Origin of the sequence: Paraburkholderia polaris (genome assembly GCF_012927345.1) — a bacterium.
Lineage (GTDB): Bacteria > Pseudomonadota > Gammaproteobacteria > Burkholderiales > Burkholderiaceae > Paraburkholderia > Paraburkholderia polaris.
Window position 1 is genome coordinate 204,608 of record NZ_JABBGJ010000003.1, and the last position, 22,281, is coordinate 226,888.

Genomic DNA, 22,281 nt, shown 5'->3' on the forward strand with positions numbered 1-22,281 from the left:
GCCTACTTAGCTGCCGCGACGCGCCGTGCGCGGACCGTCGCTGCGGCGTGCGCCGTAGCCACCGTCACGCGAACCGCCACCGAAGCCACCGTCACGCGAACCGCCGCCGAAGCCACCGTCACGCGAACCGCCGCCGAAGCCACCTTCGCGCGAACCGCCGCCAGCCGACTTGCCGGCCCAGCCGCCACCATTGCTGCTACCGCTGCGCGAACCACCGCCGCTACCGGCCGGCTTGCCTGCGCCGCTGCCGCCACCGAAGCGACGGCCACCGCCGTTGCCACCGCCCGGACGGCCACGGCCGCCAAAACCAGGACGGCCACCACCGCCCGACGGAGCCGACTTGCGCGGCTCGAAGCCTGCAACGACGTTGACCGGCAGCGGGGTGCGCACGAAGCGCTCGATGCGCTTGAGCGCGCCTTGTTCCGCGTGGTGCACGAGGCTCACTGCGATACCCGAGCGGCCAGCACGGCCGGTACGGCCGATACGGTGCACGTAGTCTTCAGCAAACTTCGGCAGGTCATAGTTGAACACGTGCGTAATGCCCGGGATGTCGATACCGCGAGCAGCGACGTCCGTTGCGACCAGCACGCGCACACGGCGCTCGCGCAGGGCCTTGATCGTGCGGTTACGTGCGCCTTGCGGCAGATCGCCATGAAGAGCTGCCGATTCGAAACCGGCGTCGGCCAGACGGCCAGCCAGTTGGTCCGCGTCCATCTTGGTTGCTGTGAAGACGATAGCCTGGTCGAGGCCTTCGGCACGCAGCAGATGGTCGAGCAGACGATCCTTGTGATCGCGGTCGTCAACATAATGGACGGTTTGCGCGATGTTGGTGCGTTGTTCGAGGCGTTGAACGATTTCGATCCGTTCCGGATCCTTCAGCAGGCGGCCGGTCAGCGAGCTGATCTTGCCGTCGAGCGTAGCCGAGAACAACATCGTTTGACGCGTAGCCGGCGTAGCGGCGACGATCGTTTCGATGTCTTCGATGAAGCCCATGTCGAGCATGCGGTCGGCTTCGTCGAGCACGAGGATCTGCAGTTGCGACAGATCGATACGGCCGCGTTCCAGGTGGTCGATCAGACGGCCCGGCGTAGCAACCAGGATTTCCGGGTTCTTTGCCAGCAGCATCAATTGTTGGCCGTAAGCGACGCCGCCCAGAATGCTGACGGTGCGCAGACGCTTGAGGTGCTTGCCATACGTGGCAGCGGCGGTGGTGACCTGCATCGCGAGTTCGCGGGTCGGCGTCAGAACCAGCATGGTCGGACGTGCAACCGGTTGCGGACGGCGCGTGCGGGCACCGTCAGCCGGGCGCGGCTCACGCGGCTGGCTGGCTTGTGCTTTTTGCAGTTGCGAGAAACGCTCGATAGCGGGCAGCATGAACGCGGCGGTCTTGCCCGAACCGGTCGGGCTCGAGACCATCAGATCGCGGCCGGCGATGCCAGCGGGGATCGCGCGTTGCTGAACCGGAGTCGGGTTTTGATAGCCAGCGGCGGTCAGCGCGGAGACGACATCCGCGGAGAGACCGAGCGACGCGAACGACGGGCCGGCCGGCGCTGCGGCTTCTGCGGCGACAGCTTCCGGCGCGGCAGCAACAGCTGCGGCTTGTGCGGGAGCGTCGGCGAGACCGAGGGCTTGGTCGGCGATGGCGTTCAACGGGCTGCTGGGGGTATTGCTCGAAGTCATGAGAATCCTTGGTAAATCCTTGGTACACACGGAATTAAAACGTCGGCGCCAATCGGCATACCCAAGTCGTCGGATTCAGCGAGCAAAGAAGCAGCGAGCAAATCGAAAAACGGGGGCAGCTCGCGACAATGAAGGCGAGCTTTTCGTTAGAAGCTGTATCGGATGCGACATGCCAACACGGCGTGCCGCCAGCCTGGGACATGATCGCCCGTAGGGGGCTAGGCAGGAGGGGACAGGTTCTAAACTGGATTGGAGCTAAACGCTACGAGGCGCTGCGCCGCAAAGGCCGCTAGAGGAAAGCCGGGCAAAGCAGTGAAGCGCAGGCAGTATTGTATAGAGTTTTGTTGCACTGCGCCACCGTTAAGACGTTTCCTGGCGGAAATCTTTCGTTTGGCCGCTGAAAGGGCTTAAGGAGCCGGCCCATGGGGCTGTCGAAGCACCTGCCCCACATGGCTGGCTAAAGGGGCTGCCCGCGGACCGTTTGGGAGCGACCTGGACGACTTGCCTTGTCGCCGCCATTCCGGGACGACGTCCCGGTCTGCCGTTTCGACAGCGAATTTCGCCACGGGGGCGAGATTCAGGCGGCGGCGCCGCTCTTGAGGGCTTCGATCAATTCGACGTATTGCTGCTTTGCCGCGTCCTGCGCGGTGCCTTTGAGCGCGGCCCACGCGTCGTACTTGTATTTGCCGACGATATCGGTGAAGCCGGGTTTGTCGCCGTGGACGTCGCCATCGATGGCCTGCTTATAGAGGGCATAAAGGCGCAGAAGTGTGAGATTACCCGGACGCTCTGGCAGTTGCTTGGCATCTTCCTGGGCTTGGACGAACTGCGCGTTGATGTCTGTCATGATCTTTTTGCCCGGCTGGCGGGATTGGTATTGGCTGGGCTGACGATCATAACAACTGCATGCTGCGGCGGGGCCGAGGGCTTATTCCAAACATCCATTCCCGCCCGTCGGGCAAACCCAAAACCGCATCCGCACGCGCCGTGCCGATTACAATACGGTCCATGACTCAAACTGTGCTTCTTGCCCTCGATACCTCGACCGAATTCTGCTCGGTAGCGCTCCTGTCCGCCGCTGGCGGCGCCGCGAGCGAGACCGCGGACCAAGGCCGCGCCGAATCCCAAATCTGGGTGCGCCACGAGCAAACCGGCGCAGTCTCCAGCACGCGCCTCTTGCCCGCCATTCGCGAACTTTTCGACGAAGCCGGCCTGAAGCTGATGGACTGCCATGCCATCGCGTTCGGCTCCGGCCCCGGCTCATTCACCGGTCTTCGCACCGCAACGGGCGTCGCTCAAGGCCTCGCGTTCGGCCTGAACCTGCCGGTCGTGCCGGTCAGCACGCTGCTGGCCTGCGCGGAAAGCGCGCGGCTGCGCGATCCGTCGGCGACCCGCGTGCTTGCCGCGCTTGACGCCCGGATGGACGAAATCTATTGGGCCGACTACGCATGGGACGCCGCCCTTGGCGAATGGCGCACGCTTCACGCGGCCTCGCTCGACGCGCCAGAACGGCTCGTTTTGCCCGACGTCCCCTTCACCCTGGCAGGCAATGCTGCTGCCGCCTTCGGCACGCGGCTGCCCGCCGTAGCGGCGGCGCGAACCGTTGACGGCGAAGCGCTGCCGCATGCGGTGCCGCTCGCGCACGCGGCGCTGCGCGCGTTTCGAGCCGGCCGCACCGTACCCGCCGACCAGGCCGCGCCGGAATACATTCGCGACAAGGTCGCCCAGACCACGGCGGAGCGTGTCGCCGAAAAAGCCGCCAAGGCCGAGCAGGCCGCCAGACTGGCGCATAACGCGCAGCAAGGCGAGGGCCGGCAATGAGCGGCGTGTTGCTGGCGGACCGCTATATGTCGCCGATGACCGAAGGCGATCTGGACGAGGTCGCGGCCATCGAGAAGATCGCCTACGAATTCCCCTGGAGTCGCGGCAATTTCGGCGACTCGCTGCGCAACGGCTATTTCGGCATCTGTCTGCGCCACGTAACAGGCACGCTGATTGGTTATTGCGTGCTGATGCCGGTGGTCGATGAAATGCATCTGCTCAATTTGTGCGTGACGCCCGCCGCGCAAGGCGCAGGTGCCGGGCTCGCGCTGCTGCGCGAAGCGGTGCGCATTACGCGCGCCGAAAAACTCGAAGGCCTGCTGCTCGAAGTGCGGCCGTCGAATCATCGGGCTATCCGGCTTTACGAGCGCTTCGGCTTTGCGTCGATTGGCCGGCGCAAAAACTATTATCCGGCGCGGCATCGCAGCCGGGAGGACGCCATCGTGATGCGTTTCTCGTTTGCCACGGAGGGCGCAGATGGCGCTGCATGAATCGGTACTGGAAGAGTTCGGACTTGCGCCGCTGTGGGTGCGTCGCGGGATGGCGGCGCGTGAGCCCGTCGTTGAAGCCGGCGTCGAGCAGGATACCGCTGCGTTGTCGGCTCCGGTAGCGCGTCGCGACGATCCCCGTATGGCGGCGCGTGAGGCGTCGTCGGCGGCGCTTGCGCAGGATGGTCGGCAGGCGGTGTCCGCGAACGACGCAGCGCGCCCCGCGATGCGTGCGGGCGAAGCGCAGCAAGCTGATGCCGCCCAAGCGCCGGCCGAGCGGCGCGCGCCGGTTCGCGCGGTAGATCAAACGCCGCCGGTGGCTGAAGCACGCGCCCGGTTCGATCGCGGGGCCCCAACACGTGCAAGCGATTCGCCGCGGTCCATGCAGGAAAGTGAGCGTGGGGCAGGGCCATCAGCAGAGGAACCGTCGCAAGGGCGGTTGCAAGCGCCGGTCGATGCACGGCAGCCAGTCAAACAGCCATCGCAGCAGTCGCGAGCACCTGAGCCCCCGGCGTTCGACGCTCCACCCGACGACGACTTCGCGTGGTTCGACGATCAGCCGGCCCACACTCCCGCTGAAGCGCGCCGCGAGACACCCGAGCCGTCATCGATTCAGACGCTCGACTGGGACGCGCTGAGCGAGCAGGTCGCCACCTGCCAACGTTGCCGTCTGTGCGAGAAACGCACGAACACGGTATTCGGCGTCGGCGATCGCAATGCCGACTGGATGCTGATCGGCGAAGCACCGGGTGAGAACGAAGACCGCCTGGGCGAGCCGTTCGTCGGCCAGGCCGGCAAGCTGCTCGACAATATGCTGCGTTCGCTGACGCTTGCGCGCGACACCAACGTTTACATCGCCAACGTGATCAAGTGCCGCCCACCGGGCAACCGCAATCCCGAGCCGGACGAAGTCGCGCGTTGCGAACCCTACTTGCAACGGCAGGTTGCGCTGGTCAAGCCGAAGCTGATCGTCGCGCTGGGCCGCTTCGCCGCGCAAAGTCTGCTCAAGACCGAGGCGAGCATTTCGTCGCTGCGCGGCCGTGTGCACGAATATGAAGGGGTGCCGGTCATCGTCACCTATCACCCGGCGTATCTGCTGCGCAGCCTGCCCGACAAGGCGAAGGCCTGGGCGGACCTGTGTCTCGCGCGCGACACGTGGCTCGCGGCGGGCGGCGTGCCGTCCAGCGCGGCAAAGTGACGGACGCGAGCGGGCCGGCGGCGCGCCTCGCCGTTGCGCCCGGCACATCCGCTGCGATCCTCGGGAAACTGCTCGACACATTGCGTGAACCGGTAGTGCGCGATCTCGCGTGGTTGCTGCTGAGCGCCGATTTGTTGCGCGCGCAACCACCGGTGGGTGTGCTCGCCAGTCCTTTCGACTCGCCGCAGGAATTTGATGCAACCGTCGACTGGTTGCGCGCACTGGATGCCGATCCGGCCGACTTGCAGCGCGATTTCGCCGAGACGCGTATCACGCGTCTCGGCCGCTACGCCGAACGGCTGCTCGGATGGTTCCTGCAACACGGACCGGCGGCGCGGTTGGTCGCGGCCGGTGTGCCGTTGCGGCGCTCGGGCGTTACGCTTGGTGAATGCGATTTTCTGGTGCAGACGCAGCAGGGCGCGCGCCTGCATTGGGAGTTGGCAGTGAAGTGCTATCTGCATGCGGGCGAAGGGCGAGTGCAGTCGGCCACGCAGTTGGCCACGCAGCCGGCGGCGCGATTAGCCGAGTACGTTGGTCCGAATCTGAAAGACCGCTTCGATCTGAAGCTCGCGCATGTGCTGAATCATCAGTTGCCGTTGAGTGCGCGCGCAGAATTCGCCTCGGTCGGCTATGCAGGGCCGTGGACGCCGCAGATGTTCATCAAGGGCTGGCTGTTCTATCGTGCGGGCGAAACGCCTGTCGATCCTGCCGAGCTCGATCCGTCGCACGGACGTGGCTGGTGGGTCACGCGCAACAACTGGCCGGACTTTGCTGCGGCGCATGCGCAGACGTGGCGCGTGCTGCCGCGGTTGGAATGGCTTGCACCGCGGCGTCATGAAAAGGGGGAAGCGCAGGCCCTGGGGTTGGCCTTCGTCGATCAGCAGACGCTTGCCGAACAAACCTCACATCAGCATGGACCGACGATGGTCGCGGCGTTCGCTGCCGATGGCGCCGGCAACCTGATAGAACGTTCGCGCGGCTTCATCGTGCCGGACGATTGGCCGGAGCTGGCGCAGACCTACGCGCGGCACTAGCAGGATTCGTGGTGGGTGACATCGGCGTGGGGCTGTCCCAACGCGCGGCCGCCGACTTTCGACCCAAGTCACCGTTGAACCCGGCATCCGGGTCGAATGGCCTAGGGCATCGCCCGGCATAGCCATGAGATGCCCCGTTCAGCCTCTCACCACCACCGATAAAAATGATGCACCGGTCCCACGCCGCTGCCGACGTCGAGCCGATCGCTCGCCTGCAACGCACCGGTTAGATACAGCTTGGCGTCGGCGACCGCACTCGCCAGATCGGCGCGCTGCGGAATCAGTGCCGCAATCGCCGACGACAGCGTGCAGCCCGTCCCGTGCGTATTCTTCACCGGCACGCGCGGGCCACCCAGGCGCAACGTGCCGCTGTCCTGTACGAGCCAGTCGGGACTGTCCGCCGCGCTCAGATGGCCGCCCTTCATCAGCACCGCCCGCGCGCCAAGCGCGCGCAGCGCTTCGCCTTGTTCGACCATGCCGGCTTCATCGGTAGCAGCTTGCACGCCTAGCAAGGCCGCGGCTTCTGGCAGATTGGGCGTCAGCAGATCGGCCAGCGGCAGCAACTCGTCACGCACGGCAGCAACCGCATCCGGCAGCAACAGCGCGTGATTGCTCTTCGAAATCATCACCGTGTCGAGCACGATGTGCTTCGGCTTATGCCGCCGTAGCGCATCGGCGACCGCGCGCGCGATCTGCGCATTCGCCAGCATGCCGATTTTCACGGCATCGATACGGATGTCGTCGAACACCGCATCGAGTTGCGCGGTAATGAAGGCGGGCTCCGGCGCATGAATCGCCGTGACGCCGCGCGTGTTCTGTGCGGTGAGCGCGGTGATCACGCTCGCGCCGTAGACGCCGAGCGCCGAGAAAGCCTTCAGATCGGCCTGAATGCCAGCGCCGCCGCCGGAATCGGAACCGGCGATCGTCAGCACATTGGGAATGGGTTGAGTCATGGCAAAGCGAGGAAAGGGGGAAGGCGCGGGCAGCAAGCGCAGTGCCCGCTGCGGGTCAGTGCTTGACTTCGCCGATCAGCGCGACCGAGTCGAAGGCGCGCTGATTCGCCTGGTGGCGCCGCATCACGAACCACATCATCACGCAGACGAAGGTGCCGAATAGCACGATCACCGCCGTGACCGGCACGTCGAGCCACACCAGCACAGCGTACAGGCACAGCATGACGAGCACCGAGAGATTTTCGTTGAAGTTCTGCACGGCGATCGAGTGACCCGCCGACAGCAGCACGTGGCCGCGATGCTGGAGCAGCGCGTTCATCGGTACGACGAAAAAGCCCGACAGGCCGCCGACGATCATCAGGAAGATATACGCGACGATCAGATAGCCCGGCACATGCACGCGGCCGAAGTACAGGCCCCAATGCGTGGGGAACAGGTCGCGTGTGTAGAAGGCCATCAACATCACGGCGATGCCCATCATGATGCCGACCGGAAGTACCGTCAGCGACTTCTTCAACGGCACGCGCGAGGCTGCGAAAATCGCGCCGGCCGCCACGCCCACTGCAACCACCGCTTGCAGAATCGCGGCTTCCGAAAGCGACATGCTCAGCGACACCTCGGCCCACTTCAGCACGATGAATTGCAGCGTCGCGCCGGCGCCCCAAAAAAGCGTGGTGACGGCGAGCGAGATCTGGCCAAGCTTGTCGCGCCACAGCACGAGAAAGCAGTCGGCGAAATCGGTGACCAGTTTGATCGGCCCGCGTTCCTGTTTCGGATAGCGCGCGCCGGTGTCCGGTATGCGCAGATTGAACAGCGCCGCGATCACGTAGATTGCCATGATCACCAGCATCGCCGCTTCAGCGGGCGTGTTGACCGTGGGGATGTGGTGCCTGAGGATCGGTGCGGCAATGTGTGGGCTGATGAGCGCGCCGCCGAGCACGGTGCCGAGAATGATCGAGCCGACCGTGGTGCCTTCGATCCAGCCGTTCGCCGCGACCAACCGGTCAGGCGGCAGCAGCTCGGTGAGAATGCCGTATTTGGCGGGCGAGTAGGCCGCCGCGCCGAAGCCCACGATGCCATAGGCGATCAACGGGTGCGCGCCGACCAGCATCGTGATGCAGCCGACTACCTTGATGGTATTGGTGACGAACATCACGTGTCCCTTCGGCCGGGAGTCGGCGAAGGCGCCCACGAAAGCAGCGAGAACGACGTACGACAGCACAAAGAACAACTTGAGCAGCGGCGTCATCCAGTTTGGGGCGTGAAGATCTTTCAGCAGTGCGATAGCAGCGATCAGAAGCGCATTGTCGGCCAGCGACGAAAAAAACTGCGCGGCCATGATGGTGTAAAAACCTTTTTTCATCTGATGCGATGCTGTCCTCGCTGCGGTCTATCCGCCCCGGCCGTGTGCAAAGCGTCCGGGCTTATGCCGTTCGAAATGGGTTGTGCGCACGGCTTTATATCACGAAAATAGCTGGATTCGGACTAGCAAAATCCTTGATCGCACCGCCCAGCGGGCTGCCGAGCACTGAAAACGCCCTGTAAGCTCCTGATTCGCAAGCGTCTTTACGAAAATTACCTATGCCGCGCCCGCTCTCAGCCACGATTCATACTGCCGCACTCGCCAATAATCTTGCCGTCGCCCGGCGTTACGCACCAAAATCCAAGATCTGGGCCGTCGTCAAGGCGAACGCCTACGGACACGGCCTCGCGCGCGTTTTTCCCGGCTTGCGCGCAACCGACGGCTTCGGTCTGCTGGACCTCGAAGAAGCCGTGAAGTTGCGTGAATTGGGCTGGGCCGGCCCGATTCTGTTGCTCGAAGGCTTCTTTCGTCCGACCGATATCGACGTGATCGACCGCTACAGCCTGACCACGGCGCTGCACTCGGACGAACAGCTGCGCATGCTGGAAATGGCGCGCCTGTCCAAGCCCGTCAATATCCAGCTGAAGATGAACACCGGCATGAACCGCCTCGGTTACACGGTGGAAAAATTCCGCTCCGCGTGGGAGCGTGCGCGGGCTTGCCAGGGCGTCGGCCAGATCACGTTGATGACCCATTTCTCGGATGCCGACGGCGAACGCGGCGTCGCTCATCAGATGGAAGCGTTCGAGCGCGGCGCGCAAGGCATTGCCGGCGCGCGCAGCCTCTCGAACTCGGCGGCGACGCTGTGGCATCCCGCAGCGCACTTCGACTGGGTGCGCCCGGGCATCATGCTGTACGGCGCGTCGCCCTCGGGCGTGACGGCCGCGATCCAGGGCACCGGCCTGCAACCGGCCATGACGCTCGCCTCCGAACTGATCGCCGTGCAGACGCTCACCGAAGGCAATACGGTCGGCTACGGTTCGGCGTTCAAGGCGCGCGGGGCGATGCGCATCGGCGTGGTGGCCTGCGGTTACGCGGACGGTTATCCGCGCGTTGCGCCGGAAGGCACGCCAGTGATCGTCGACGGCGTGCGTACGCGGATCGTCGGGCGGGTGTCGATGGACATGCTGACCGTCGACCTGACGCCGATCCCGACGGCCAACGTCGGCTCGCGTGTCGAGCTATGGGGTACGTCGTTACCGATCGACGACGTCGCGCAAGCGTGCGGCACAATCGGCTACGAGCTGATGTGCGCGGTAGCGCCACGCGTGCCGATGCGTGCCGAGTAAGGCGCCGCGCCGACAGGCCGGGTGAGAGCCGCCGATGGCGGCCTCGATGGCCGTCGCGAAGAGGGTCCCAATGACGGTTGCAGTGAGCGCCTCGATAAGAAGCGCCCAGCGAACGTATCAATCCAAAGAACAGCAACACAGGCAAGGGCGCGTGGCTAAACAGAAGACGTTGTACATCTGCAGTGAATGCGGCGGCCAATCGCCGAAGTGGGCCGGGCAATGCCCGTCATGCAATGCGTGGAATACGCTGGTGGAATCGGTCGCGGAGGCGCCGTCCACGCATCGCTTCCAGTCGCTTGCGAAGAGCGCGCCGGTGCGGCGTCTCGCCGATATTGACGCGTCCGACGTGCCGCGCTTTTCGACCGGCGTCAGCGAGTTCGACCGTGTGCTGGGCGGCGGTCTTGTGCCGGGCGGCGTGGTGCTGATCGGCGGGGACCCGGGTATCGGCAAATCGACGCTGCTGCTGCAATCGCTCGCGGAAATTGCCGCGGACAAGCGCGCGCTTTATATCAGCGGCGAAGAATCGGCTGCGCAGATTGCGTTGCGTGCGCAACGACTTTCGTTGCTCGAACCTGGCTCGAAGGCCAGCGAGCTGCAACTGCTGGCGGAAATTCAGCTCGAGAAGATCCAGGCGACGATCGCCGAGCAGCGGCCAGACGTCGCGGTGATCGACTCGATTCAAACCGTTTATTCCGACGCGCTCACCTCCGCACCCGGTTCGGTCGCACAGGTGCGCGAGTGCGCTGCGCAATTGACGCGTATCGCCAAACAGTCGGGCACCACGATCATCATGGTCGGCCACGTCACCAAGGAAGGTGCGCTCGCCGGGCCGCGCGTGCTCGAGCACATCGTCGACACCGTGTTGTACTTCGAGGGCGACACGCATTCGTCGTACCGGTTGGTGCGCGCGATCAAGAACCGCTTCGGCGCGGTCAACGAACTCGGCGTGTTCGCGATGACCGAGCGCGGTCTGCGCGGTGTCGCCAATCCGTCGGCGCTATTTCTGTCGCAGCACGAGCAATCCGTTCCGGGGTCTTGCGTGCTCGTGACGCAGGAAGGCACGCGGCCGCTGCTGGTCGAAGTGCAGGCGCTAGTCGATGCGGCCAACGCGCCGAATCCACGGCGCCTTGCCGTGGGGCTGGAACAGAATCGTCTGGCGATGCTGCTGGCGGTGCTGCATCGGCACGCCGGCATCGCCTGTTTCGACCAGGACGTGTTCCTGAACGCGGTGGGCGGCGTGAAGATCACCGAGCCCGCGGCCGACCTCGCCGTGCTGCTCGCGATCCACTCTTCTATGCGCAACAAGCCGCTGCCCAAGGGGCTGGTCGTATTCGGCGAAGTGGGCCTCGCCGGCGAAATCCGGCCGTCGCCCCGCGGTCAGGACCGTCTTAAGGAGGCGGCCAAACTGGGCTTCTCGGTCGCGGTCATTCCGAAGGCCAATGCACCGAAACAGCCGATTGAAGGCTTACAGGTTGTTGCAGTCGAAAGGATCGAGCAGGCCATCGATCAGGTCCGCATGCTTGAATAGACGGGGTTTTGCCGTCCGCGAGCGCTGTCGGCGCCGTAATGGGCGGTAAATATCTCCATATTGGCTGTAACCTACCCGACGTTCCTTTTTTCTAAGCTGCGGAAGTATTGCATCCCTTCTGATGCCGAAAAAAGGATCGCGCCTTGAAACAGTCATATGAAACCGTGGCCGAGCGGCCGATGCAGGTGCGCGGCTGCCGCGTCTCCGAGCCCATTCGCCAGCCTTGGGGCGGCGCTTGCCGGATTGTCGAGTGGATCGACACGACCGGGCAGATTTCGCGCCGGGTGGTGGCCGAAGATGTCACTGCCGCCGAAGTACGCGCGACGATCAACCGTCACGTGGAAGGCCGCAAGCATTTCCTGTACGACGACGAAAAAACGCCGCGCCAGGTATTGCCGCGACAGACGGCCGCGCGGCGCTGAGGCTGGGGCGCGCCAGGGCTTGGTTCAACACCGGCTTAACCTCGCGGCCCGGCGGCGGTTTAGCCGATCAGACGCTCGTCGTCGCTGGCATCGTTTCCGTCTTTATCGTGGTTCATCGCCGCGTACGCCTCACGGTTGAACAGTGGGTGCTGCGCAGCTTCCGCCGGGGTCAGCACCGGCGAGACGCAGCAGTCCAGCGACTCCAGCAGCAATACCCATTCTTCCAGCGGACGCTTGACGATCAGGTCAGCCAACTCCTGCGTCAACGCGGCGGCGTCCGGGCCGCCGATCGCCTGGCCGAGGCTCCAGTGCCGCGTCGCCCATTCGGGGCGGTCCAGCGCCATGCACAGCGTTTCCCAGAACTTCAGCTCGAGCGCGCCGACCGCGAGCCAGCGATTGTCGAGCGTCCGATACAGGTTGTAGCAGGGCACGCCGCCGTTCAGCAGACCGGCGCCGGCGGCCGGCGCGGCGCCCTCATTGGCGAGCGCCACTTGCGCGACGACGTTGTGCGCGTGGGTGACGTGCGTCATAGAGACGTCGACGAAGCGGCCAATGCCGCCGCGCGACACGTGCCATAGCGCGGCGAGAATTTGCGTCACCGCACTTAACGCGCCGCCGAGCAGGTCGGCAATCTGGAAATTTGGCAGAATCGGCGCGCCGTCGCGGCCCGCCAGCTGGTCGAGCACGCCCGCGTAGCCGATGTAGTTCAGATCGTGACCGGCATGGTCGACAAACGGACCGCTCGCACCGTAACCGCTGATCGCGCAGTAGACCAACCTCGGATTGACCGCACGCAGGGTTTCGTAGCCGATGCCGAGGCGCTCCATCACGCCGGGCCGGAAACTCTCGATCAGCACATCCGCTTCGGCCGCGAGTGCGCGCAATACATTGCGTCCCGCTTCCGATTTGAGGTCGAGCCGCGTTTCACGCTTGCCGCGATTCACCAGCCGGTAAAACGCGCCGGGGCGGCCGGCTACGCGGTCGCTCGACGATTGCATCATCGTGCGGGTGGGGTCGCCCGCACCGGGCGCTTCGATCTTCAGCACGTCGGCGCCGAGTTCTGCAAGCCGCAAGGCGGCCACCGGACCGGGCAGCAGGCGCGTCAGGTCCAGCACGCGCAGGCCTTGCAGCGGAGCAGGCACTGCCACTGATGACGACGCAGCTGACGGCGTGGTTGAAGACTCAGATAAAGATTCCGGTGAAGACGCAGACGAGCTCACGGGTGACAAGGGCTACCTCCGATCGATGCCGGCGCGGACGAGGAACAGCCTGCCGCTAGCCGATTTGTTCGAGTTCCTCGTGAGTCTCGAGCCATTGGGCTTCGAGTGTTTCGAGGCGCGCGTTTACATCTGCCTGACGGCGGATTGCCTCCGTCAGTTTGCTCTTCTGCTCAGGCTCGTAACTGGCCGGATCGACGACAAACGCATCGAGCGTTGCCTTTTCCGCGTTGAGCGCGTCCATTTCCTTTTCGATCTTCGTGATGCGGCTTTGCAGCGGCTTTTTAAGGTGCGCGAGCTTCTGCCGCGTTTCTGCCTCGAGGCGGCGTTGCTCCTTGCGATTGACGCCGCTGTCTGCGCCATTCGCGCTATCCGCGGCGTTCGACGCCGCGCCTGCTTTCAGCGCCGCGCGTTGTTCCGCGGCATGTTGGAGCAGCCAGTCGCGGTAGTCGTCGAGATCGCCGTCGAACTCCTGCAGACGGTGCTTCGCGACGAGCATGAACACGTCGGTGGTGGCGCGCAGCAGATGCCGGTCGTGCGACACCAGAATCAGCGTGCCCTCGAATTGCGCGAGCGCCATGGTCAGCGCGTGACGCGTTTCGAGATCCAGGTGGTTGGTCGGCTCGTCGAGCAGCAGCAGATTCGGCTTTTGCCAGATGATCAGTGCGAGTGCCAAACGTGCTTTTTCGCCGCCCGAGAAGGGCGCGATTTTCGCGGTCGCCATCTCGCCGGAAAAGTTGAAACTGCCGAGGAAGTCGCGCAATTCCTGCTCACGCGTATCCGGTGCAAGACGCGCGAGATGCTGCAGCGGTGTGTCGTCCGGACGCAGGGTTTCGAGCTGATGCTGCGCGAAGTAGCCGATGCGCAGCCCCTTGCCCTCGCGTACATGCCCGCCGAGGGCTTCGAGCGTGCCGGCGAGTGTTTTGATCAGCGTCGATTTGCCCTGACCGTTCGCGCCGAGCAGGCCGATGCGCTGACCGTTCTGGATCGACAGCATCACATGGTCGACGATTGGAATTTCGCCATCTTCACTGCGATATCCGCAGCGCACGTCTTCCATCACCATCATCGGGTTCGGTGCGGAATCGGGCGTGCGGAATTCGAACGTGAACGGTGAGGACGCATGCGCCGGCGCGATCAATTCCATCTTTTCGAGCGCCTTCACGCGGCTCTGCGCCTGACGCGCCTTGGTGGCCTGCGCCTTGAAACGGTTGATGTAGCTCTGCAGATGCTCGACCGTGCGTTGCTGCTTCTCGTACGCGCTTTGCTGCAACGCGATCTGCTGCGCGCGCAGGATTTCGAACTGCGAGTAGTTGCCGCCGTAACGCTTGATCTGCTGATGCTCCAGATGCAGCGTGACGTTGCAGACCGAATCGAGAAACTCGCGGTCGTGGGAGATCACGATCAGCGTGCCGGGATATCGGTTCAACCAGTCTTCGAGCCAGACGATCGCGTCGAGATCTAGGTGGTTGGTCGGTTCGTCGAGCAGCAGCAGGTCGGAGCGGCACATCAGCGCCTGCGCCAGATTCAGCCGCATGCGCCAGCCGCCCGAGAAGCTGCTGACCGGCTCGCGGGTCTGATCGAGCGTGAAGCCGAGGCCGAGCAGCAATGCCTCGGCGCGAGCGGGCGCGGTATAGCCGTCGGCGTCGGCGAACGCGGCGTGCGCTTCGCCTTCGGCGGCGCCGTCATGTGCGGCCGACGCTTCGGCGATGCACCTTTCGATCGCGCGCAACGCGGCGTCGCCGTCGAGCGTATAAGCGAGGGCGGTTTTGTCCGCCGCTGGCGTTTCCTGCGCGACATGGGCGATCTGCCAGTTTGGCGGGATAGAGAAATCGCCGCCGTCGGCGTGCAGTTCGCCGAGCAGCACGGCAAACAGCGTCGACTTGCCCGCGCCGTTCGCCCCCACCAGGCCGGCCTTCTCGCCGGGGTTGAGGGTGAACGTGGTGTTTTCGAAGAGCGGCTTGGTGCCGCGCGCGAGGCTGAACTGGTTAAAGCGGATCACGAAGAGGCCGGTCGAAGAAAAACGCTATTTTAGACTGCCGGGGCTGACACCGGGCGCTCAGCCAGGATCGGCCATTCGGCCGACTGTACCGGCGCAGCTTTTGGCATAGACTGACGGCTTTCACGGGGAGAGCATATGACATCAATTTATTCGTTTTCTGCACGTACGCTCGGCGGCGAGGAAGTGAGCCTCGAGCGCTATCAAGGCAAGGTCTTGCTGATCGTCAATACGGCGAGCGAATGCGGGTTCACGCCGCAGTACGCGGGCCTGCAAAAGGTCTATGACACTTACGCGGCGCGTGGACTCGCGGTGCTCGGTTTTCCGTGCAACCAGTTCGGCAAGCAGGAACCGGGTGACGCCACCCAGATCGGGAGTTTCTGCGAAAAGAATTACGGCGTGACCTTCCCGATGTTCGACAAGATCGATGTGAACGGCGCCAATGCGCATCCGTTGTTCCGCTATCTGACGGGCGAGGCGCCGGGCTTGCTAGGGCTCGAAGCGATCAAATGGAACTTCACCAAGTTCCTGATCGGTCGCGACGGCAATGTGGTGAAACGCTATGCGCCGCTGACCAAGCCCGAGGCGATTGTCGAGGACATCGAAAAGCAGTTGTAACGCGTCGCGCAGCCGGAGGTTCGGCACGGGCTGGGGCGGGTGCTGGAGTGGGAGACCGGGCACGAGCCAGTGCTCGAACCCGAGCTGATGTTGAAGCCCCTGCCGGTCGCGGTGGCGCGGCAGCAGGAGCGCTACAGGATCGGCGAGAACAACCGCGCCACGTGCATCAGCACGCGCCGCAGCGCGCTCGCCTCGCGGTACTCGTTGCGGTCGATTTCGAGCGACTCCGCGAAGTCTTTGAGCAGCATCGCTTCGACATCTTTGGCAAAGCCGCGGTCCACGGTGAGCACCATGATCTCGAAGTTCAGCCGGAACGAGCGGTTGTCGAGATTGGCGCTGCCGATTGCCGCCGCCACGCTGTCGATCAGCACGACCTTCTGGTGCAGGAAGCCCGGCTGGTAGCGGAAGATCCGGATGCCCGCGCGCAGCGAGTCGTACGCATACAGTTTCGAGGCGGTGAACACCACGCGGTGATCGCGCCGGCACGGAATCAGGATGCGCACATCCACGCCACGGAGCGCCGCCAGTCGCAACGCGGAGAACACGGCTTCGTCGGGTATGAGATAAGGCGTGGTGATCCAGATCCGCTCGCGTGCCGCGTTGATCGCCTCGACAAAGAAGAGCGAGCAGGTCTCCTGCTTGTCGGCTGGACCACTCGGCACGACGAGGCAGTGCATGCCCTCGTCGGTTGGCTGGAAAGCCGGCATGACGAACTCGGGCAGCTGCTGGGTCGCCCAGTGCCAGTCCTCGGTGAACACGAACTGGATGCTGGCGACGGCCGGGCCGCGCACTTCGATATGCGTATCGCGCCACGGCGACAGTGGGGGCTTGCCACCGAGATATTCAACACCGACGTTGTGTCCGCCGACAAATGCGCGCTCACCGTCCACCGAGACGATCTTGCGGTGATTGCGGAAGTTCAACTGCAGGCGGTTGACGAAGCGGCGATTGGTGGCGAACGGGTGCGTCTCTACGCCGCCCGCGCGCAGCGCCGCCACGTAGCGATGGGGCAGATCGAAACTGCCGATGCTGTCGTACAGGAAGTAGACGCGCACGCCTTGCTGCGCTTTCGCGATCAGCGCGTCTTTGAGCATCTCGCCGAGCGCGTCGTCGCGGACGATGAAGAACTGCACGATTACGTAATTGCGTGCGCCTTCGATCGCTTCGAAGATCGCCTCGAAAGTCGCTGCTCCGTTCACAAGCGTGCGCACGGAGTTGCCCGGCAGGAACGGCATGCCGCCCAGGCGAGTGAGCGAGTGCACAAGCCTCGCGCCAAGCTCCTGGGTAGGCAGCCCGGCCGAGGAGGCGCGCGTGTCCCATTCCTGAGGATGCGCGCGCGAGCGCAGCAATTCGTTTTCGATGCGGCGAGCGTCCGCGTAACCCTCGAATTTGCTGCGGCCGAGGAACAGGTACGGCACCAGCGTCAGATACGGCATGGCGACCAGCGACACGGCCCATGCGATCGCGCCTTGCGATGTGCGGGTGTTCAGAATGGCGTGGCACGCCGCAACCACGCCGAGAATATGGGCGAGGGCGACCAGCGTGCCAATATGAAGCAGGTCGAATTCCATAGGCGGACGAAGGGTTGGCAAGGCACCGCCGCGGCTGCCTAACGGCGTAGCGGACAGCTGACCGCGCTCATCTTACCGAACGTGAGTGCGTTGAGGTGGTGTGACGGTTCAGCTTCTTCGGGGATTCCGCGAATGCGGGGTGTGCTGGCGGGGGAGAGGCGGAGGTTGCCGGTGTGTGCGGCTATGCGCTGCAACACGCACGGCAAGCAATGAACGTCTGCCGCGCGCGTCGCGCAATAAAGCGAACCGGCGAACCGGCGAACCGGCGAACCGGCGATCCGGTGGTCCGGCAATACAGCGTCAGACCGGCAGATCTGCGGCCTGAATCAGGAACACGTTGTCGTCGCCGGCACTGGTCGACAGCCAGACCAGATCGAGGCCGCCGAATGCCGCTTCGACGTTCGCGCGCTCGTTGCCGATCTCGACCACCAGCACGCCGTCTTCGGTCAGCCAGTTGCGCGCTTCAGCGATGATCCGGCGCACGATATCCATGCCGTCCGCGCCGCCTGCCAAGGCCATGTCGGGCTCGTGCTTGTATTCGGCGGGCAGTTCCTGCATCGAGGCGGCGTTCACATACGGCGGATTGCTGATGATCACGTCGTAGCGGCGCTCGGCGAGCGGCGCGTACAGATCGCCTTCGAAGAGGGCGACGCGGTCATCGAGCTTGTAGTCCGTCACGTTGCGCGTGGCGACTTCGAGAGCAGGTGCGGAGAGATCGACTGCGTCGATATCCGCGTTCGGGAATGCGTGCGCCGCGAGGATCGCAAGGCAGCCGGAGCCGGTGCACAGTTCCAGCACGGCGCCCACCTGCTCGGGATCTTCCACGTACGGCTGGAGGCCGTCCTGCAGCAACTCGCCGATGAACGAGCGCGGCACGATCACGCGTTCATCCACGTAGAAGCGGAAGCCGTGCATCCACGCTTCCTGCGTGATGTAGGCCGCCGGCACGCGCTGGCCGGCGCGGCGCTCGATCACGTTCAGCACGGCGTCGATTTCAGCCGCGGAGAGACGCGCGTCGAGGAACGGCTCCAGCAGATCGAGCGGCAGATGCAGCGTCTGCAGTATCAGATAAGCGGCTTCGTCGTAGGCGTTGGCCGAGCCGTGGCCGAACGACAACTCGGCCTGGTTGAAGCGCGACACCGCGAAACGCAGCAGGTCGCGGACAGTGGAAAACGGGAGCGTCATCGCAGAAATTCCTTGGTCAGGCGATCAGTTGTTCGAGCACGCGGCGATACACGTTCTTCAGCGGCTCGATGTGTGCGACTTCGATATGTTCGTCGATCTTGTGGATGCTGGCGTTCAGCGGGCCGAATTCGATCACCTGCTCGCAGATGCGTGCAATGAAGCGGCCATCCGAGGTGCCGCCGGTGGTCGACAGTTCAGTCGTGACGCCGGTTTCGTCCTTGATCGCTTTAGCCAGCGCGGTCGACAGATCGCCGCGCGGCGTGAGGAACGGCAGCCCGCTCACGGTCCATTGCAGGTCGTATTCGAGACCGTGCTTGTCGAGGATTGCATGGACGCGAGCCTGCAGGCCTTCCACCGTGCTCGCCGTCGAGAAGCGGAAATTGAACATCACGTCCGCATGGCCGGGAATCACGTTCGTCGCGCCGGCGCCGCTATGGATGTTCGAAACCTGCCAGGTGGTGGGTGGGAAGTATTCGTTGCCGTCGTCCCAGCGTTCGGCGACCAGTTCGGCCAACGCGGGCGCGAGCAGATGCACCGGATTTTTCGCCAGATGCGGGTAGGCGATATGACCTTGCACGCCCTTGACGATCAGCTTGCCCGACATGGAACCGCGCCGGCCATTTTTCACCATGTCGCCGAACTGCGCGCTCGACGTCGGTTCGCCGACGATGCAGTAGTCCATGCGCTCGCCGCGTGCCTGCAGCGCTTCGACGACCTTGACGGTGCCGTCGGTAGCGGGACCTTCTTCGTCGCTCGTAATCAGGAATGCGATCGAGCCACGATGCGCGGGGTGCGCCGCGACGAATTCCTCGCTTGCCACCACGAAGCCGGCGATCGATGCCTTCATGTCCGCCGCGCCGCGGCCGTAGAGCTTGCCGTCGCGATGGGTCGGCTCGAACGGCGCCGAGTGCCATTGTTCGAGCGGACCGGTCGGCACGACGTCCGTGTGGCCGGCGAACGCGAGCAGCTTGCCGCGCGTGCCGTCGACGCCGCGTTTGACGGCCCACAGGTTGGTCACGCCGTTCGATTCGATCGTCTCGTGCTCGAAGCCGAGCGCGGACAGGCGCTCGATTAAGAGGCGCTGGCAATGCTGGTCGTCGGGCGTCACGGAGGCGCGGGCGATCAGTTGTTCGGTAAGGGCGAGGGTGCCGGACATGGATTCAGTACAAGCCACTTTGAAATGAAAAAATGCCGGCTGGCGGTTGGACACCGCAGCCGGCAACAGCTTTTAAGCAACGCGGCGAGGCCACGTTTTACCGCTTGTTGCGTTCGATCTTCGCACCCGGACCTAGTGCCTGGTGCCTGGTGCCTGGTGCCTGGTGCCTGGTGCTGCGTTTGACCTTCGCGCTCGACCTTTGCTTCCGATCTTGCGCGTCAAATCCGTCGATCAGGCAAACAGCGCCGCGTATTCGTCCGCGGAGAAACCGAGCGACTTGACCTTTCCGTTGACCACCAGCACCGGCCGCTTGATCACCGACGGCTTGTGGATCATCAACGCGATCGCGCCGGACTGCGTGTCCGCCGCCGCCTTCATGTCGTCGGACAGGCCGCGCCAGGTCGTGCCGCGGCGGTTCAGCAATGCGTCGAGCTTCACGTCCTTCAGCCAGTCCTGCACCAGCGGCTCGGTCACGCCGTGTTTCTTGAAGTCGTGGAATTCGAACTCGACGTCATGCTCTTCGAGCCACACACGGGCCTTCTTCACGGTGTCGCAGTTGGGGATGCCGTAGACGACGGTCTTGGTGCCGCGAGCCATCAGTCGCCTCGCAGCAGCTCGTTCAGGCCGACCTTCGCACGCGTCTTGGCGTCGACCTTCTTGACGATCACGGCGCAGTACAGGCTGTGCGAACCGTCCTTCGACGGCAGGTTGCCCGCCACCACCACCGAGCCCGCCGGAATGCGGCCGTACGTGACTTCGCCGGTTTCGCGGTCATAAATCTTGGTGCTTTGGCCGAGGTACACGCCCATCGAGATCACCGAGTTTTCTTCGACGATTACGCCTTCCACCACTTCCGAACGCGCGCCGATGAAGCAGTTGTCTTCGATGATGACCGGGTTGGCCTGCAGCGGCTCCAGCACGCCGCCGATGCCCACGCCACCCGACAGGTGGACGTTCTTGCCGATCTGCGCGCACGAACCGACGGTCGCCCACGTGTCGACCATCGTGCCTTCGTCCACATACGCACCGATGTTGGTGTACGACGGCATCAGCACGACGTTCTTCGCGATGAACGAGCCGCGGCGCGCGATGGCGGGCGGCACCACGCGGAAGCCGCCGGCGGCGAAATCTTCAGCGGTGTAGTTGGCGAACTTCGACGGCACCTTGTCGTAGAACTGCGAGTAACCACCGGCCGGCATCGGCGCGTTGTCTTCCAGGCGGAACGACAGCAGCACGGCTTTCTTCAGCCATTGATTGACGATCCAGTCGCCGTCTTTCTTTTCGGCCACGCGCAGCGCGCCCTTGTCCAGTTGCTCGATGGCGTGGGCGACGGCTTCGCGCACGTCGGCCGGAGCGGCCTTCGGCGACAGTTCGGCGCGGTTTTCCCAGGCGGTATCAATGATCTGCTGAAGTTGTTGCGACATATGCGTGCTCTGAAGAGTTGAAGTCTGAAGAAGGGATGCGGTGCGCGGGGTTGCCGAATATGAAAAACTCAGCCCGCGAGCGCGCGGCAAAAATCGACGATCCGTTGTGCGCCTTGCGTGCATTCGTCGACATCGGCGACGAGCGCCATGCGCACGAAATTGCGGCCGGGGTTCACACCGTGCGCAGTGCGCGCGAGGAACGAGCCCGGCAGAACCGTCACATTATAGTCGGCGTAGAGGCGCTGGGCGAACTCGGTGTCCGACAGGCCCGTGCGCGAGACGTCCGCCCACAGGTAGAACGCGGCGTCCGGCAGGCGCACGTCGAGCACCGCGGCGAGCATCGGCGTCACGGTGGAAAACTTCTGCACGTACTTCGCGCGGTTCTCGCGCACGTGCGTTTCGTCATTCCAGGCCGCGATGCTGGCACTCTGGAACACCGTCGACAAGGCCGCGCCGTGGTATGTCCGGTATAGCAGGAAGTCTTTCAGGATCGCCGCGTCGCCCGCCACGAAGCCCGAGCGCATGCCCGGCACGTTCGAGCGCTTGGACAGGCTCGACAGCATCACGAGGCGCTCGAAGCCGCGGCCGAGTTTGTGGGCCGCTTCCAGGCCGCCGAGCGGCGGATTGGCTTCGTCGAAGTAGATTTCGGAGTAGCACTCGTCCGAGGCAATCACGAAACCGTAGCGGTCCGACAACGCGAACAGTTCGCGCCAGTCGTCCAGCGTGAGCACCGCGCCGGTGGGATTGCCCGGCGAGCATACGTACAGCAGCTGCGTGCGCGCCCAGATGTCGGGCGGGACCGCCGAATAGTCGCAGGCGAAGTTACGCGCCGGGTCGCTATTGACGAAGTACGGCTCTGCGCCGGCGAGAATCGCCGCGCCTTCATAGATTTGGTAGAACGGGTTCGGACAGAGTACGATCGCAGGTTCGCCGTCAGCATTACGCGCGTTGTCCCGCGCATTGTCCCGTTCAGGGTCGATGACCGTTTGTGCGAGCGCAAAAAGCGCCTCACGCGAGCCCGCCACTGGCAGCACCTGGGTAGCCGGATCGACCGGGGGCAGGTTGTAGCGCTGCGTCACCCATTTCGCGATCGACTCGCGCAGTGCGGGCGAACCGATGGTGGCCGGATAAGCCGACAAACCGCCGAGCGAGGCGATCACCGCGTCGCGAATCAGCGCCGGCGTGGGATGTTTCGGTTCGCCGATGCCGAAGCTGATGTGCGCGAGGCCGGCGGGCGGCGTGACGTCCTTGAAAAGCGCACGCAGCTTTTCGAACGGATAGGGCTGAAGGGAGTCGAGTAGCGGGTTCACTGGGCGGATCGAGCCTGATCGAAGA

General features: G+C 64.3%; 20 protein-coding genes. 8 read left to right on the forward strand and 12 right to left on the reverse strand.

Features of this window, described 5'->3' with window-relative positions; all coding sequences use genetic code 11:
* Window positions 1-6 precede the first annotated feature (6 nt).
* Both HHL24_RS03505 and HHL24_RS03510 read right to left on the reverse strand, forming a co-directional pair.
* On the reverse strand, window positions 7-1,680 hold the full coding sequence (locus HHL24_RS03505; protein WP_169483991.1) for a DEAD/DEAH box helicase: 1,674 nt from the start codon (window positions 1,678-1,680) through the stop codon (window positions 7-9).
* 577 nt (window positions 1,681-2,257) lie between these two features.
* A complete protein-coding gene (locus HHL24_RS03510) occupies window positions 2,258-2,527 on the reverse strand; it encodes an acyl-CoA-binding protein (protein ID WP_169483992.1) in 270 nt (89 codons plus the stop codon).
* Window positions 2,528-2,688: 161 nt separating this feature from the next.
* On the opposite strand from HHL24_RS03510, the gene tsaB reads away from it, so the two are divergent.
* Genes tsaB through HHL24_RS03530 form a run of 4 tightly spaced genes read left to right on the forward strand, consistent with a single transcriptional unit; the run spans window position 2,689 to window position 6,221 of the window.
* Window positions 2,689-3,501, forward strand: coding sequence for a tRNA (adenosine(37)-N6)-threonylcarbamoyltransferase complex dimerization subunit type 1 TsaB (gene tsaB / locus HHL24_RS03515; RefSeq protein WP_169484092.1), 813 nt, complete (start codon window positions 2,689-2,691; stop codon window positions 3,499-3,501).
* The gene (rimI, locus tag HHL24_RS03520; RefSeq protein WP_064266022.1) at window positions 3,498-3,992 is read left to right on the forward strand and encodes a ribosomal protein S18-alanine N-acetyltransferase; all 495 of its coding nucleotides are present in this window, start codon (window positions 3,498-3,500) and stop codon (window positions 3,990-3,992) included. The genes tsaB and rimI overlap by 4 nt, the downstream gene beginning before the upstream one ends.
* On the forward strand, window positions 3,979-5,187 hold the full coding sequence (locus HHL24_RS03525; RefSeq protein ID WP_169483993.1) for a uracil-DNA glycosylase family protein: 1,209 nt from the start codon (window positions 3,979-3,981) through the stop codon (window positions 5,185-5,187). Before rimI ends, HHL24_RS03525 begins: the two co-directional genes overlap by 14 nt.
* Window positions 5,184-6,221, forward strand: coding sequence for a DUF1853 family protein (locus tag HHL24_RS03530; RefSeq protein WP_169483994.1), 1,038 nt, complete (start codon window positions 5,184-5,186; stop codon window positions 6,219-6,221). Before HHL24_RS03525 ends, HHL24_RS03530 begins: the two co-directional genes overlap by 4 nt.
* 146 nt (window positions 6,222-6,367) lie before the next feature.
* On the opposite strand, the gene thiD is transcribed toward HHL24_RS03530, so the two are convergent.
* Together thiD and lplT are read right to left on the reverse strand one after the other, a co-directional pair.
* The gene (thiD, locus tag HHL24_RS03535; protein WP_169483995.1) at window positions 6,368-7,174 is read right to left on the reverse strand and encodes a bifunctional hydroxymethylpyrimidine kinase/phosphomethylpyrimidine kinase; all 807 of its coding nucleotides are present in this window, start codon (window positions 7,172-7,174) and stop codon (window positions 6,368-6,370) included.
* 55 nt (window positions 7,175-7,229) lie between these two features.
* The gene (gene lplT / locus HHL24_RS03540) at window positions 7,230-8,537 is read right to left on the reverse strand and encodes a lysophospholipid transporter LplT (RefSeq protein ID WP_169483996.1); all 1,308 of its coding nucleotides are present in this window, start codon (window positions 8,535-8,537) and stop codon (window positions 7,230-7,232) included.
* A gap of 218 nt (window positions 8,538-8,755) precedes the next feature.
* On the opposite strand from lplT, the gene alr reads away from it, so the two are divergent.
* The 3 genes from alr (at window position 8,756) to HHL24_RS03555 (ending at window position 11,776) form a co-directional block, all read left to right on the forward strand.
* Window positions 8,756-9,826 (forward strand): alanine racemase, encoded by a 1,071-nt coding sequence (gene alr, locus HHL24_RS03545; RefSeq protein WP_169483997.1) that lies wholly within the window; start codon window positions 8,756-8,758, stop codon window positions 9,824-9,826.
* 151 nt (window positions 9,827-9,977) lie between these two features.
* Entirely contained in the window at window positions 9,978-11,354 is a 1,377-nt protein-coding gene (gene radA / locus HHL24_RS03550) for a DNA repair protein RadA (protein WP_169483999.1), read from the forward strand.
* 143 nt (window positions 11,355-11,497) lie between these two features.
* Complete coding sequence (locus HHL24_RS03555) at window positions 11,498-11,776, forward strand: DUF2866 domain-containing protein (protein WP_169484000.1); 279 nt, start codon at window positions 11,498-11,500, stop codon at window positions 11,774-11,776.
* A gap of 59 nt (window positions 11,777-11,835) precedes the next feature.
* Here HHL24_RS03555 and HHL24_RS03560 read toward each other — a convergent pair whose 3' ends face one another.
* Together HHL24_RS03560 and HHL24_RS03565 are read right to left on the reverse strand one after the other, a co-directional pair.
* Window positions 11,836-12,906: a CaiB/BaiF CoA transferase family protein gene (locus HHL24_RS03560; protein WP_169484094.1), complete on the reverse strand. Its 1,071-nt coding sequence runs from the start codon at window positions 12,904-12,906 to the stop codon at window positions 11,836-11,838.
* Between the two features lie 145 nt (window positions 12,907-13,051).
* Window positions 13,052-14,995, reverse strand: a complete 1,944-nt coding sequence (locus HHL24_RS03565; RefSeq protein ID WP_169484002.1) for an ATP-binding cassette domain-containing protein — start codon at window positions 14,993-14,995, stop codon at window positions 13,052-13,054.
* 135 nt (window positions 14,996-15,130) lie between these two features.
* On the opposite strand from HHL24_RS03565, the gene HHL24_RS03570 reads away from it, so the two are divergent.
* A complete protein-coding gene (locus HHL24_RS03570) occupies window positions 15,131-15,610 on the forward strand; it encodes a glutathione peroxidase (protein WP_054041016.1) in 480 nt (159 codons plus the stop codon).
* 131 nt (window positions 15,611-15,741) lie between these two features.
* Here the strand turns inward: HHL24_RS03570 and cls are convergent, their stop codons facing one another.
* The 6 genes from cls to dapC all read right to left on the reverse strand — a co-directional run bounded on the left by cls (window position 15,742) and on the right by dapC (window position 22,256).
* Window positions 15,742-17,181 (reverse strand): cardiolipin synthase, encoded by a 1,440-nt coding sequence (cls, locus tag HHL24_RS03575; protein ID WP_169484003.1) that lies wholly within the window; start codon window positions 17,179-17,181, stop codon window positions 15,742-15,744.
* A gap of 300 nt (window positions 17,182-17,481) precedes the next feature.
* Window positions 17,482-18,366, reverse strand: coding sequence for a 50S ribosomal protein L3 N(5)-glutamine methyltransferase (prmB, locus tag HHL24_RS03580; RefSeq protein ID WP_169484005.1), 885 nt, complete (start codon window positions 18,364-18,366; stop codon window positions 17,482-17,484).
* Window positions 18,367-18,382: 16 nt separating this feature from the next.
* Window positions 18,383-19,522, reverse strand: a complete 1,140-nt coding sequence (gene dapE / locus HHL24_RS03585) for a succinyl-diaminopimelate desuccinylase (RefSeq protein WP_169484007.1) — start codon at window positions 19,520-19,522, stop codon at window positions 18,383-18,385.
* Between the two features lie 231 nt (window positions 19,523-19,753).
* The gene (locus tag HHL24_RS03590) at window positions 19,754-20,119 is read right to left on the reverse strand and encodes an ArsC family reductase (protein WP_074283086.1); all 366 of its coding nucleotides are present in this window, start codon (window positions 20,117-20,119) and stop codon (window positions 19,754-19,756) included.
* Window positions 20,119-20,946, reverse strand: a complete 828-nt coding sequence (gene dapD / locus HHL24_RS03595; protein WP_105507141.1) for a 2,3,4,5-tetrahydropyridine-2,6-dicarboxylate N-succinyltransferase — start codon at window positions 20,944-20,946, stop codon at window positions 20,119-20,121. Before dapD ends, HHL24_RS03590 begins: the two co-directional genes overlap by 1 nt.
* A 68-nt stretch (window positions 20,947-21,014) precedes the next feature.
* Window positions 21,015-22,256: a succinyldiaminopimelate transaminase gene (dapC, locus tag HHL24_RS03600; protein WP_169484009.1), complete on the reverse strand. Its 1,242-nt coding sequence runs from the start codon at window positions 22,254-22,256 to the stop codon at window positions 21,015-21,017.
* Window positions 22,257-22,281 lie beyond the last annotated feature (25 nt).